Origin of the sequence: Halocatena pleomorpha, assembly GCF_003862495.1 — an archaeon.
In the GTDB taxonomy this organism is placed as follows: Archaea; Halobacteriota; Halobacteria; order Halobacteriales; family Haloarculaceae; genus Halocatena; species Halocatena pleomorpha.
Map to the genome: position 1 here is coordinate 15,495 of NZ_RRCH01000029.1, position 12,914 is coordinate 28,408.

Sequence of the window (12,914 nt, forward strand, 5' to 3'; positions counted from 1 at the left end):
GCCGTACCGAATTCGAAATCGTCACGCAGTGACCCAGAGCGACGTGTCATCAGACTTTCTTTCAGTGTCGTGTCCGTCCCTTCCCTGCCCATCGGATCAGTCGCGTCGGTTCTGTCGCTGAGCGTATTTTTCGTTCCGTTTCATACTGAGCGCGATGGTGTATCGCTTTTAGCCAACAGCGAGTTTCTGTAACACCACGACTGATCAGTCTACTCTCTGATCGCTTGGCGGTGATTTCCACCGTGAAACCGTACACCGCGTCGCGTGATCACTCCGTAACGTCCAAGGGGAACTGTTCGTGTTCACACACCGTGTTCAACACGACGCTCGTGTTGGTCTCTTTGACGTTGACATCGTTCAGAAGTTCCTTGATCTCGTCGTTCATCCCGTCGGTGTCTTTGAATTTAGCGATGGCGATCACGTCGTGGTCACCGGTCACCTCATACACCGACACCATCTGTTTGGCGTCCCGGAGCGTAGCGGCGACATCAGTGATGGCCGTGCCTTCGACCTTGAGCTGGATGACTGCTGTCACGTCATACCCTAACTCGCCGTAATCGACTTTCGGTGTGTATCCTTTGATCACTCCCTGTTCGTCCAGATCGCTCAGGTGGTTCGAAACGGTCGTGACCGAAACATCGAGATCCTCTGCGAGGTTCCGAAGACTCGACCGGCCGTCGTTAAGGAGCGCGTTCACCAACTTCTCGTCCAAGTTTTCATACGTCATTACATCACCACACTCGACGGAAGCACTATAATTTTACGAATATCCAGTTATCTGTCCCTGCATAACGCGATTGCGGGAACCAATACGATTTTAACTATTCGGGTGGTTGAATAGGACGTCAAAGAACAATGGGAAACGAAAATATTGCCCCTGATGGGGGTCTCAGCGTCGAGGCACAGAACGTTCTAGATTCGATCGAAGAAAACGACGTGGATTTCCTTCGGATCCAGTTTACGGATATTCTCGGAACCGTCAAGAACGTCTCCATTCCGGCGAGTCAGGCCGAAAAAGCGTTTTCTGAGGGCATTTACTTCGATGGGTCCTCGATCGAGGGGTTCGTCCGGATACAGGAGAGCGACATGCGCCTCAAGCCAGATCCGAGCACGTTCGCGTTGTTGCCGTGGCGAACCCGTGATGACGGTACTGCCAGCGCTCGGTTGATCGCTGACGTGATGGAGACATCCGGTGGCAGCTTCGCTGGTGATCCCCGCCACGTGCTCAAGCGCGCGTTAGGGAAAGCCGGCGACATGGGGTATACGCTCAACGCCGGACCGGAGCCGGAATTTTTCCTCTTTGAGGAGGAAAACGGGCAGGCAACGACGGTTACCCACGACGCTGGGGGCTATTTCGATCTCGCACCGAAGGATTTGGCGAGCGATGTCCGTCGGGACATCATCTACGGACTCGACCAGATGGGTTTCGAAGTCGAAGCCAGCCACCACGAAGTCGCAGAAGGACAACACGAGATCAGCTTCAAATACGCCGACGCCATCACGACCGCTGATAACATCGCTACCTTCCGGGCCGTCGTGCGTGCGATCGCCGCCGAGCACGGGCTTCACGGGACGTTCATGCCGAAACCGATCGCGGGCATCAACGGCAGCGGGATGCACACCCACCTCTCGCTGTTCACAGAAGACGGTGAAAATGCCTTCTACGACGGTAGCGACGAATTCGATCTCTCTCGGGAAGCCAAACAGTTCCTCGCTGGGATTCTCGAACACGCCCCTGCCATCACCGCGGTGTGTAACCCCACCGTGAACTCCTACAAACGACTGGTACCGGGGTATGAAGCGCCAGTGTACGTCGCGTGGAGCGACGTGAACCGCTCTGCGTTGGTTCGCAAACCTGCTGCACGAACACCGGCCGCCTCGCGGATCGAACTCCGCTCACCGGATCCCTCGTGCAACCCGTATCTCGCGCTGGCAGTCATGCTGCAAGCCGGTCTCGATGGGATCGAACGGGAACTCGAAGCGCCAAATCCCGTCCGGGAGAACATCTACGAGTTCGACGAATCGACCCGTGAGGAGTACGGCATCGACACCCTGCCGCCCAATCTCGGTGCGGCCATTGACGCACTCGAAAACGATGCGGTCGTCCTCGATGCACTCGGTGAGCACGTCGCTGAGAAGTTCATTGAGGCCAAACGCGCCGAATTCGCTGAGTACCGTGCCTCGGTTTCGGAGTGGGAAATCGATCAGTACCTCGAAATCTTCTAACCGACGTCGGTTCGATCGGTCGCACTACGACCGGAACGAACTGATGCGGTCTCGTAGTCGACCGGGAACGCCGAGCAGGTTGAGACCAACCCCGACCACGATCATAAACACATAGAGACCGAGCGTCGAGAGCCAGAGCACGATCATTGCGAGGATTGCCCACCCTCCCCTGAGAAAGTAGAACGCGCCGAGCGTCATCACCGTTCCATAAAGGAGCACGAGATACGGTCCCCATCCTCGGGCTTTACCGCGACGGGCGCGTTTCCGAACGTACCGTTTGAGATCGGATTCGATCTCATCGCGGTGGAGAGTACGCTCATCGACCTGTGCTTCGAATTCATTGAGTTTCGACCGGAGATCCCGCACCTCAGATCTGAGATCGTCGTCCGGCTCGCTTGTCTCGTCTGGCATAGTATGGTGGTGAATCGGCAGCACCTAAGTTGTCGGTTCCGTCTTTGTCCCGCCGTGATCGTCTCCGTTGTCCGTTTCGTCCGTCGCGGTATCGAGGCGTCCGGCGAGTGTGGCGTTTATCACCACGCCGACGAGGAGGATAAGGCCGCCGAAATAGAGAAACGTTACGAGCAATAGGCCCCCCCCGAGTACCCCATAGGCAGCGTAGGAGGTCGCGTATTCCGTGTACGTTCGAAACACGGTCTGGAGCACGGTCCAGCCGATGGCTGTAAACACGGCTCCAGGCACCACTTCTCGAACTGAAACGGACACCCCCGGAAGGATGTAATAGATCGGCAACAGTGAGAGGATCAGCCCGCTCACCTGAACGATCGTTCCGATCGCGACGACGAGATAGCCGCTGATAACGGTCACAACGTCGAACACTGCCAGTATCGTTCCGATGACGACCGTCAGTGTGATCCCGATCCCGACTGCAAGCAGGGTGAGTAACGCGTTTCGGAGTTGACCGACGAATCCCGGTGACGAAGCGCCGCTGTAGACGGTCGAAAACGCGATATCGATCCCTCGAAACAGCTTCAACCCACTCCACAAAAGAACGAGCAGGCTGACGACTGTTGCGCCGCTACTCCCTGACCGACGTTCGAGCGCGTCACGGACGACCGTGCCGGCTTCGCCACCGATAGCAGCCGTCACGGGGTCGGAAACGGTGTTGGCGAACGTTGCCCCACCGAGCGTTGTCCCGATCGCAATCGTAAGCAAAAGCAGGGGGATGAGCGAGACGAACGCGTAGTAGGCGAGGCTGGCCCCGAGGAACGTGATCTGTTTCGATCTGATTCCGTCAAGAATCGACCGGGTAGTGGCAACTGCTGCGGCGACGTCTCTGTTCACACGGTAGCAGTTCACAGGGAGCCCACATATATCTCGGGCAGGTCAGGACTGAACGGTGGCGCGTTCGATCTCTGCGACGTTCGCATCGGTTTTGAACGTCGTCCCGCCGTATTGGGCGCGTGAAGCGTCGAAGCCAGCATGTCTGAGCCGATCGAGGAATTCGTCCATGCCGATCGCAGAAACACCCCACTGTTTGGAAAGCCGGTGTTGGTCGTAATGCGTCGGCGTGTCGATTTCTGCGCCGACCGTATCGAGCAGTCGCTGTGCCCGCGTGGCGGTGTTGAACGTTTCGGGCAGTCGCTCGCTCACTTTAGTCACAAAGTCCGCGTCGTGTGTCGGACCGAGCCACAGCGGTCCAGCCGTGTTGATACGGTCGCTCGCACAGTTCGGGCACACGGCGGGCGGATCAGCGATCAGTCCCTGCGTCGTCGTGCGATACAAACAATCCTCGCAGTGATCGACGTAGCCCAACGTATCGATAGCGGCGTTGGCGTCCGTCGCCCGGTGATCGAGTGCCAGATACGTCCGAACGTAGTGACGGGTGACGTGACTCAACACGGGCGTGACACCGATATCATAGCGCGCACCAGTGCGCGCGAGCGCGGAGAGAAGGATCCGGAGTCCCATTTCGGCGTGAAAATCCGTATTGCGTGGCACGGCGCTGTACGACCGAACACCGCTTTCGAAGTGCGCACCACACAGCGGCGCGGTGTCGGTCGCCGTGACACACAGTAGGGATCGTGCCGACCGAAACGCACTGTCAGCGAAGGGGATCGGCGTCCCGAACGGGTCGAGGTCCACGACGTCGAACCGTTCTTCGTGCATGTACGCGTTGGCGTCCCGGTGGACGGCAGTCCCCGAGCGGTCGTTCCGCGCGAAGTTGGCGCGACAGTACTCGACCGCGCGCTCATCGTGGTCACAACACGTCGCTTCCCAACCCGCCGCCGCTCCGCGAACACCTCGAATACCGCTTGCGGCCGTCGCGTCGAGATACGTTCCTGTTCTGTCTCCCGTGCGGTCGTCCCAGACACGAAGTACGGCAGCGGTGATGTCCCGATTCAACTCTTGGTCGGGGTTGAAAAACACGTCGTCCCCGATACCCGACTCCGGTTGTTCGGGCACATCGACGGTGACGAGTCCCTCCGAAACTTCCATACACGCCTCACATGCTCGAACGCGAAAAACGACACCGATCGAACGTTGTATGAGTGCATCGAATCGGTTTTGGTTCCGGCCGGACAACCGTGTAGGTGTGATCTCCGTGGAAGAGTGGCAGGACTCTCTCGCTCAAGCAGGCGAACTCACTGCCCCGGTTGTCGATCGTATCATCACTGTCCACGGCTCGCGGGGGGAGCGCGCCATTGAAGCCGTCGCTGAAGCGCGTGTCAAGGAATACCGCGATTTCACCGTTGTCGTCGGCCACACCGAGGAGTACGTGGTCGAAGACGGCGAGTGTCCCTGTGAGGACAGCGTGTACAACCTCGACCGCGACGATCCGACACAGCAGTGTTGGCACACGCTTGCTGTCGAAATCGCACACCGGATCGACGCCGTCGACCATCACGATATGTGGTACTCGGAAGTCCGAGAGTTTCTGTAACCGACTCGGACGTAGTTTTCATTGGGAACCAGACGTGTGATCAGTAATCGTGTAGTTCGTGACGACGTGGTCGATGATCCAATTGACCGTGTCCGGATCGTACGTCCAGAAACCGTAGAAGGTGTCCGGTTCCCGTTCTTCGGCTAACAACGCACACTTGTTCGTGTCGGCTCCGTCCCCATCGTACGCGACGAACCACGTCGTGCGAATTTCCTCGGAGCGTTCGAGATGCACGGTAACGTCATCGTGGGTCGGAATTTCGCTGTCGGGAAACGCGTACAAATGAACCGATAAGGGTTTTTTGTCCGCGAGGCGCTCGTACGCATCGATCCGGAATTCAAGCGCTGAAACCGTTCCGAACCCGGCGTACACCGTTCCCGAACCGATGCGCCACGCGCGGTCTTCGATCTCGTGAGAGGCAGCACCCATCTGATCCATGTCGTACGACGTAAACGTCGTTTCATCGAGATGATCGAGGATCGGTCGGTACGAAGCCGGCTGTGAGGCTGTCCCGTCCGTTCCGAGCACTGAATCGATGCTCGTCGCCGTGACGAAGTCGTCTCCCTTGCTGAGAACGACGTACCGCTGTGGTCCAGCCGGTGTCTGTTCCCCCTGAACATCGATGTTCCGATCGGAAAAGTGATCTCGAAGCGCAGTGATCTCCGATTCGGTGGCGTTGAACACTGTGAGCGTCTTCCGATGCGCCTCGACCCCTGCGATCAGCTCTGTAAGCGTCATTCTCAATACATCCTGTTTGCTCTGCCATATAGTACGGTGTCTCCAATATGGTGACCGGTCCGGACTCAAACGTGGTCTTTACAACGCTGTGATCTATTGGTATTCTTGATAATCACTGCCCTTCCTTATGCTCATGATAGAACCTTATTCATCATAATCGATGTATGCTAACACATGGTAAACCCTTTAGTCTGCAGGGTTCCTTGCTGGGAGTACAGGCCTGTTTGGCCGTGATTTGCAATGACAAATGATGAGCTACTCTGGCGGATCGCTGGTGGGTCTGGCGACGGGATCGACTCGACCAGCCAAAATTTCGCCAAGGCACTGATGCGATCCGGTCTGAATATATTCACACACCGGCATTACCCCTCACGGATCCGTGGCGGTCACACGTACGTAGAGGTTCGAGCAGCGTCCCACGAGGTCAAATCACGCGGTGATGGGTATAACTTCCTCTTGGCGCTTGGGGACAGTTTTGCGCGCAATCCACAAGAAGACGCCTACTACGGCAACGAGGAAGTCAAACCGCTCACTGAAAATCTCGATGACCTACGCGAGGGCGGTGTGATCGTTTACGACGAAGGGTTACTCGATGAGACAGATGTTGCGGATCTCGATGAGCAAGCCGAAGAGAACGGCTGGCACGTCTACCCGCTCGATCTCCGCGGGCTTGCACGGGAACACGGCCGTGAAGTGATGCGAAACACTGCCGGCGTCGGTGCGACCGCCGCGCTCCTCGGTATGGAACTCGATCCGGTCGAAGAGTTGATGGAAGAGCGCATGAGCGGCGAAGTGTTGGAGCAGAATCTCGAAATCCTTGAGATCGCAAAAAACGAGGTCGAAGACCGGGAGTTCACCCACGACCTCCAGATCCCGGCGGTCGAGGACGGCCAAAAACAGGGGTTAGCCGAGGACCACGAACAGGTGCTTGTCTCGGGAAGCACGGCAATCGCGTACGGAGCGATCGATGAAGGCTGTCGGTTCATCTCCGGCTATCCGATGACGCCGTGGACCGACGTGTTCACGATCATGTCCCAGAACCTGCCGGAGTTCGGCGGGATCGCTGAGCAGGTCGAAGACGAGATCGCCGCTGCGTCGCTGGCGATCGGAGCTTCCCACGCGGGCGTCAAAGCCATGTCCGGTTCCTCTGGCGGGGGATTCGCGCTCATGTCCGAGCCGCTCGGACTGGCAGAGATGGCCGAAACGCCGATCGTGCTCGTCGAAGCAATGCGAGCCGGACCATCGACAGGCATGCCGACCAAGCCCGAACAGGGCGACCTCGAACACGTTCTATACACGAGTCAGGGCGATTCGAACCGTGTCGTCTTTGCGCCGGGGAACGCACAGGAAGCCTACGAGCAGACCCGGCGAGCGTTCCAGCTCGCCTATGAATACCAGCTCCCCGCGATCGTGCTGTACGACCAGAAGCTCTCGGGTGAGTTGGTCAACGTTGATGAGGCGTTTTTCGACCGCGAGCCGAACCCGTCGCTCGGCTCAGTGCTCACGGAAGAGGAGATCGCAGAGGCACCCCACCACCACTCTGGGAAGTTCAACCGGTACCAACACGATGTCGAAAACGGCGTCAGTCCCCGTTCAGTCCCCGGACAGGAAGACGGTCGGTTCCTCGTGACCGGCAACGAGCACACCCCACAGGGACACATCAGCGAGGATCCGGACAACCGGGTCAATCAGATGGACCGCCGGATGGAGAAGTTAGAATCCATTCGCGCAGAACTCGACGCTGACGACCAGAGCAGCCAGACGCTGTACGCCCCCGATGGTGCGGAGTGCCAGTACGGTATCGTGACGTTTGGTAGCCAGCAGGGCACCGTCGAGGAGGCCACGAAACGGCTCTCCGAGAACGGTCACTCTGTGAAAGCACTCGGTGTTAGCGAGTTGCTTCCGTACCCGACTAAGGACGTTAAAGCGTTTCTTGACTCGGTTGAGCAGTGTATGGTCGTCGAGATGAACGCCTCCGCGCAGTTCCGGGGTCTCACCCAGAAGGAACTGGGCGGCTACGGCGACATGATGACGAGCCTGTTGAAGTACAACGGCAACCCCTTCGAACCGGAGGAGATCGTTGACGGGTTCGAATCGAGCATCAGCGGGGATGGGGACGCCCCCGGTCACTCGACCACGTTCGTTCCCGCAGCAGGTGACTAACCAATGAGTGCATTCAGTGCAATCGAGACGAAACGGGACGTCGACCAGAACGAGTTCACCCCCGACATCGAGCCACAGGCGACGTGGTGTCCCGGCTGTGGCGACTTCGGCGTTTTGAAGGCGCTGAAAGGCGCTATGACCGAAGTCGGCAAGAATCCGGACGAGGTGTTGCTCGTGACAGGTATCGGCTGCTCGGGCAAGCTCTCGTCGTATTTCGACAGCTATGGCTACCACTCCATCCACGGCCGCTCGCTTCCGATCGCGCGGGCGTCGAAACTCGCCAATCCGAACCTCGAAGTCGTCGCTGCTGGCGGAGATGGTGACGGCTACGGCATCGGTGGGAACCACTTCATGCACACCGCCCGCGAGAACCACGATATGGTGTACATCGTGTTCAACAACGAGATCTTCGGGCTGACCAAAGGCCAGACTTCACCGACGAGTCCGAAAGGTCACAAATCCAAAACCCAGCCACACGGCAGTGCGAAAGATCCGGTTCGGCCGCTGTCGATGTCTCTCTCTGCAGGTTCATCGTACATCGCTCGGACCGCTGCCGTCAACCCCAACCAGGCTAAAGAGATCCTTGTCGAAGCCATCGAACACGACGGATTCGCCCACATCGATTTCCTCACGCAGTGTCCGACGTGGAACAAGGACGCGAAACAGTACGTGCCGTACACCGACGTGCAGGAAGACGAGGAATTCTCCTTTGAGGTAACCGATCGTCAAGAAGCCGGCGAGATGATGTATGAGGCCGAATCTCGACTCTCAGAGGGCGAGGTGCTCACGGGTCGATTCTACCAGGACGATCGTCCTTCCTACGGTCAGGAGAAACGACACACCGGAGAGATGCCCGAACAACCCCTCGCAGAACGCTACTTCGACGATAGCTACGAATGGGAACGGTCGGCTGATCTCATGCACCGACACCGGTGAAAAGCGACCGAATCGTCTCACTCGGACCCCGACGCGGCACTATCTCTCCATCGTTCGTAACGCCGCCAGACTGACGCTGTCTGTACTGCGTGTTCCTCGCCGGATGACCGCTGATACAGCCTGAACCCCCCCCCACACTAAAGCGCTGATCACGATGAACGTGACGCCATACGCCGGGCCTGAGAGTTCGCCACTCGTCGACGCCTCCCACTGAGCAACTTTTGCACGGATACGTTGCAGAACTGTTTGAGAAAGCTATTGATAGCTCCCATATGGATTCATTCAATGTATTATTAATATAATTTGTGAATAGAAAACGCCACTCTCTAATCAGTGAGAATACACTTCTACCATTTTCTGATTCGGAAGGTATTTTTTCTCGGATGCAAAATAATGATCCATGAGTACGGACACGACCGAGAATAGGATCCTTTCGGCCTTAGAGGACGATGCTCAAGCCTCCTACGCCGAGATCGCAGAACGGGCCGGCGTCTCGAAACCGACAGTACGTAAGTATATCGATAAGTTGGAGACTGAGGGGATCATTGTCGGCTACTCTGCTGATGTCGATCCGAAGAAACTCTCCGGTCGGTCGATTGCGCTGGTCGGAATCGATGTCGAGAGCGAGCAGTATGTCGAAGCCACGCGGGCGCTCGAAGAACACGACGCGATCGAGGCGTTGTACACCTCTTCGGGTGATCACATGTTGATGGCCGAGATCCACGCTGTGGACGGCCACGCAGTCGGTGACATCATCAGCGATCAGATCGAATCCATCGATGGCATCACGGCAGCCCATCCCTCGTTTCTCCAAGAACGGCTGAAGTAATGCGTGATTGGGGATCTGTATCGATCCGCTGCCACCAGCGGACGAACTCGGTTTTCCGTGGGACCAGCTCGCTCTGTCTTCCCCGAAGAGAGCGGTTCGCCGACACGGGTACAGTTCTTCGGACGGTAGTATTATTCATGCCGGTGTTCACCCGTCATACCCATGTTCGGGCATCGCTCGATTCCGTGTGGGAGTTTCACTCCTCGATCGATGGACTCGTGGCGCTCACACCGGGGGTTGCGAATCTTCGCATTGAGCGCGTTGTCGACGCCGACGGACGGCCAGCGGATCGGGATCAACTCGTACCCGGAACGCGCGTCGAAGCGTCCGTCAGACCGTTCGGCGTTGGTCCACGACACGCGTGGACCTCTGTCATCGTCGAACGCACTGAAGAGCCGGGAGCGAGGGTGTTCGTTGACGAGATGCAGGACGGTCCGTTCCCTCACTGGCGACACACACACGCGTTCTACGCCGATGGACCGGAAACCCTGCTCCGAGATCGGATCGAGTACGAACTCCCCGCAACGTTCGGTCCACTCAGTCGGTTCGGTGCGCTCGGGTTCGAACCGGTGTTTCGCTACCGTCATCGGCAGACGAAAGAGATCTTGGAGTGATGGCACGAGATTCGCCATCTGTCCCGCCTGCGCTCGGACTCCTCATCGCTGTGGGGGCAGTGAGCACGAGTGCAATCCTCATCCGTTGGAGTAACGCACCGAGTCTCATCAAGGCGTTTTATCGTGTTCTGTTCACGACGGTTCTACTCGCACCGGTCGCTCTCTTGCGCTACCGAACAGCGTTCAGCCGTCTCACTGTCCGTGACGCACTCGGTGCTGGAATCGCGGGATTCGCACTTGCGCTGCATTTTGCGACGTGGTTCGAGAGCCTCGAATGGACGAGTGTAGCGGCGAGTGTCACGCTTGTTCAGTCCCAACCCCTGTTCGTCGTTATCGGAGCTGCTCTGTTGCTTGAGGAGCACGTCTCGACACGAACCACAGTCGGAATCCTGATCGCGCTCGCAGGGATGGTCGTGATGTCGGTCGGTGGTGGTGGGGGTGGCGGACCGACGGCATTATCAGTTTATGGGAACGCGCTCGCTGTTGTCGGTGCAGTGATGGCTGCCGGATACGTGTTGGTCGGTCGAGCGCTCAGACACGGGGAGCGCATCGCGTTGCTCCCCTACGTGACGATCGTCTACGCCGTTTGTGCAGTCGTTCTGCTCGTACTGCTTCGCATCGAACAGCTACCGCTCATTTCCTATCCGCCGCGGGAGTGGCTCCTCTTTCTCGGCATGGCTATCGGTCCCGGAATCTTGGGACACACGGTCATCAACTGGGCGCTCGCACACGTCGAATCGAGCGTTGTCAGCGTCTCGCTCCTCGGTGAACCGGTTGGAAGCACGGTGCTCGCGCTCGTACTACTCGGAGAGTTCCCCGGCGTCGCTACCGTTGTTGGTGGGACCGTTGTGCTCAGTGGGATCGTCGTCACGTCTCACCGCTGAATGTCGAATGCCTGAGAAACACGTCTAACTCACGTCATTAGCACCGACTGACAAGTAGTTCGTCGAGAGGTAGAAAGTAAAGATTAGGCAGAATAATCGAGTGCATCGTTGATTACTTTATACACTTGTTTGACGATGATCTGCATATCGAGCGGGAACGACTGTCGTCTAATGTATTCGACATCGTATCCGAGCTTTTGTTTTGGGTTCGTACTCGATGCCTCGTTAATCTGTGCTAATCCCGTTAGTCCTGGTTTAACGAACCATCGTTTCTGCCAGTCACCAACCCGTTTTTGGAGTTCTTTTTCTTCGTCTGTCCATGCGGCTCGTGGTCCGACGACGCTCATCTTCCCAGTGAAGATGGCCCACAACTGTGGGATTTCATCGACGTGCGTGTCTCGGAGGATACGACCAACTCGTGTGATTCGATCGTTCTCTTCATCATCAATAGGGGTTGGATCCTCCGTCTCTGGGATCATCGTCCGGAACTTATACACGGAAAACGTCCCGCCGAAAGCTGATGTCCGTTCTTGAACGTAAAATATTGGACCAGGACTGTCAACTTTGATCGCTATTGCGATCGCGATCATTAGCGGTGAGAACACGAGTAAGCCTGTGGCTGCAAACGACATATCAAATACACGCTTTATCATTCGATCTTGCCAATCCCACGGCTCGAGATTAATATCAACTAGGTCTTCATATTTTGACGTGTCGCATGTCAGTATGTTATCTCCAAGTTCACGGTGAGCTTTCGTCGTGACCCCGTGATTGTAACACGTGTTAAGAACTCCGAAAAATTCCTCACGGTCTGTCTGGCTGAACGCAAGTACGGCAGTGTCTGGATCGTAGGACAGCAATGTTTCGTGAAGGCGTGATAGTCCACCGAGATAATCCAGGTTATCTATCTCTGGTTGAGGAACAAGGGATGTAGTTCCTCCGTCGGTGAACGTCGCTACTGGAGTTGATTCGGAAGTGGTTTCGGGATTTTTGTGCCCATCTTGACTGCGGATATTCAACGATACATACCCAATAAAATCTATCTCTGAATTGTTGTTTATTGCCGAAATCTTCTCGAGGTCATCTCCAATAATAATAACGCTTTCAGTTGCTCCTCGTTTTTGATTCCGTATGAGAACGTGCCACGCGGGAAGAAGAACAAGCAGCCCAAGGGTCATCAACACGAGCATCATCCGGGGAAGGCGGTAAGTGTAATCGAAATATCCGATGGTGGCGAGCGCAAACGCCGCGAGCAAGAGCCGACGTTGTGTTTCGGAAATTACGTCGATAATACGACGGGGGCGGGGTTTGTACAGCGGAATAAGCGACAGCAACACGACGAGAACTGCTGTCGCCGTGATGATAGTGAGACCACCGTGTGTGTGTACAGGTTTCGGGAGGTGTGAAACAACCGGCAATGATTTCGCGAGGTTCTCAACTGTTGGATGGCTAGTAACAGGGACCACAGTCGCAGTGATCAATGCCGTGCCGGTCACACTCGCCACCCGGTATCGCCAGCCGGACGTCACACCACTACTACGTTGACTCGACATACTATTATCTGTTTCCTACGTCTGATTGATATCCACTTCGATGGTGTTCTTTGCCCGTATCAGTGCCAT

At 56.7% G+C, this 12,914-nt stretch carries 13 protein-coding genes; 7 read left to right on the forward strand and 6 right to left on the reverse strand.

Features of this window, described 5'->3' with window-relative positions; all coding sequences use genetic code 11:
• Positions 1 to 268: 268 nt before the first annotated feature.
• On the reverse strand, positions 269 to 727 hold the full coding sequence (lrp, locus tag EIK79_RS13345; RefSeq protein ID WP_124955607.1) for an HTH-type transcriptional regulator Lrp: 459 nt from the start codon (positions 725 to 727) through the stop codon (positions 269 to 271).
• Between the two features lie 128 nt (positions 728 to 855).
• On the opposite strand from lrp, the gene glnA reads away from it, so the two are divergent.
• Positions 856 to 2,226, forward strand: a complete 1,371-nt coding sequence (gene glnA / locus EIK79_RS13350) for a type I glutamate--ammonia ligase (RefSeq protein WP_124955608.1) — start codon at positions 856 to 858, stop codon at positions 2,224 to 2,226.
• A gap of 24 nt (positions 2,227 to 2,250) precedes the next feature.
• On the opposite strand, the gene EIK79_RS13355 is transcribed toward glnA, so the two are convergent.
• The 3 genes from EIK79_RS13355 to EIK79_RS13365 are packed head-to-tail and all read right to left on the reverse strand — an operon-like array spanning position 2,251 to position 4,683.
• Positions 2,251 to 2,637: a hypothetical protein gene (locus EIK79_RS13355; protein WP_124955609.1), complete on the reverse strand. Its 387-nt coding sequence runs from the start codon at positions 2,635 to 2,637 to the stop codon at positions 2,251 to 2,253.
• 24 nt (positions 2,638 to 2,661) lie between these two features.
• Positions 2,662 to 3,528 carry a YihY/virulence factor BrkB family protein gene (locus EIK79_RS13360; protein ID WP_185715638.1) on the reverse strand — a complete coding sequence of 289 codons (867 nt, stop codon included), beginning with the start codon at positions 3,526 to 3,528 and terminating at the stop codon, positions 2,662 to 2,664.
• Positions 3,529 to 3,570: 42 nt separating this feature from the next.
• Positions 3,571 to 4,683 (reverse strand): tRNA (guanine(26)-N(2))-dimethyltransferase, encoded by a 1,113-nt coding sequence (locus EIK79_RS13365; RefSeq protein WP_124955611.1) that lies wholly within the window; start codon positions 4,681 to 4,683, stop codon positions 3,571 to 3,573.
• Between the two features lie 49 nt (positions 4,684 to 4,732).
• Between EIK79_RS13365 and EIK79_RS13370 the strand changes: the two genes are divergently transcribed.
• Positions 4,733 to 5,128: a hypothetical protein gene (locus EIK79_RS13370; RefSeq protein ID WP_221621758.1), complete on the forward strand. Its 396-nt coding sequence runs from the start codon at positions 4,733 to 4,735 to the stop codon at positions 5,126 to 5,128.
• 18 nt (positions 5,129 to 5,146) lie between these two features.
• Here EIK79_RS13370 and EIK79_RS13375 read toward each other — a convergent pair whose 3' ends face one another.
• On the reverse strand, positions 5,147 to 5,866 hold the full coding sequence (locus EIK79_RS13375) for a DICT sensory domain-containing protein (RefSeq protein WP_124955613.1): 720 nt from the start codon (positions 5,864 to 5,866) through the stop codon (positions 5,147 to 5,149).
• Positions 5,867 to 6,106: 240 nt separating this feature from the next.
• Here EIK79_RS13375 and EIK79_RS13380 point away from each other — a divergent pair, with 240 nt between their 5' ends.
• The 5 genes from EIK79_RS13380 (at position 6,107) to EIK79_RS13400 (ending at position 11,292) form a co-directional block, all read left to right on the forward strand.
• Positions 6,107 to 8,029, forward strand: coding sequence for a 2-oxoacid:acceptor oxidoreductase subunit alpha (locus EIK79_RS13380; RefSeq protein ID WP_124955614.1), 1,923 nt, complete (start codon positions 6,107 to 6,109; stop codon positions 8,027 to 8,029).
• Positions 8,030 to 8,032: 3 nt separating this feature from the next.
• Positions 8,033 to 8,965, forward strand: coding sequence for a thiamine pyrophosphate-dependent enzyme (locus tag EIK79_RS13385; protein WP_124955615.1), 933 nt, complete (start codon positions 8,033 to 8,035; stop codon positions 8,963 to 8,965).
• A 400-nt stretch (positions 8,966 to 9,365) separates the two neighbouring features.
• Positions 9,366 to 9,794: an HTH-type transcriptional regulator LrpA1 gene (gene lrpA1, locus EIK79_RS13390; RefSeq protein WP_124955616.1), complete on the forward strand. Its 429-nt coding sequence runs from the start codon at positions 9,366 to 9,368 to the stop codon at positions 9,792 to 9,794.
• 137 nt (positions 9,795 to 9,931) lie between these two features.
• The gene (locus EIK79_RS13395; protein ID WP_124955617.1) at positions 9,932 to 10,408 is read left to right on the forward strand and encodes an SRPBCC family protein; all 477 of its coding nucleotides are present in this window, start codon (positions 9,932 to 9,934) and stop codon (positions 10,406 to 10,408) included.
• On the forward strand, positions 10,408 to 11,292 hold the full coding sequence (locus EIK79_RS13400; RefSeq protein WP_124955618.1) for a DMT family transporter: 885 nt from the start codon (positions 10,408 to 10,410) through the stop codon (positions 11,290 to 11,292). Before EIK79_RS13395 ends, EIK79_RS13400 begins: the two co-directional genes overlap by 1 nt.
• An 83-nt stretch (positions 11,293 to 11,375) precedes the next feature.
• Here the strand turns inward: EIK79_RS13400 and EIK79_RS13405 are convergent, their stop codons facing one another.
• A complete protein-coding gene (locus tag EIK79_RS13405) occupies positions 11,376 to 12,485 on the reverse strand; it encodes a sugar transferase (RefSeq protein WP_368276863.1) in 1,110 nt (369 codons plus the stop codon).
• Between the last annotated feature and the right edge of the window lie 429 nt (positions 12,486 to 12,914).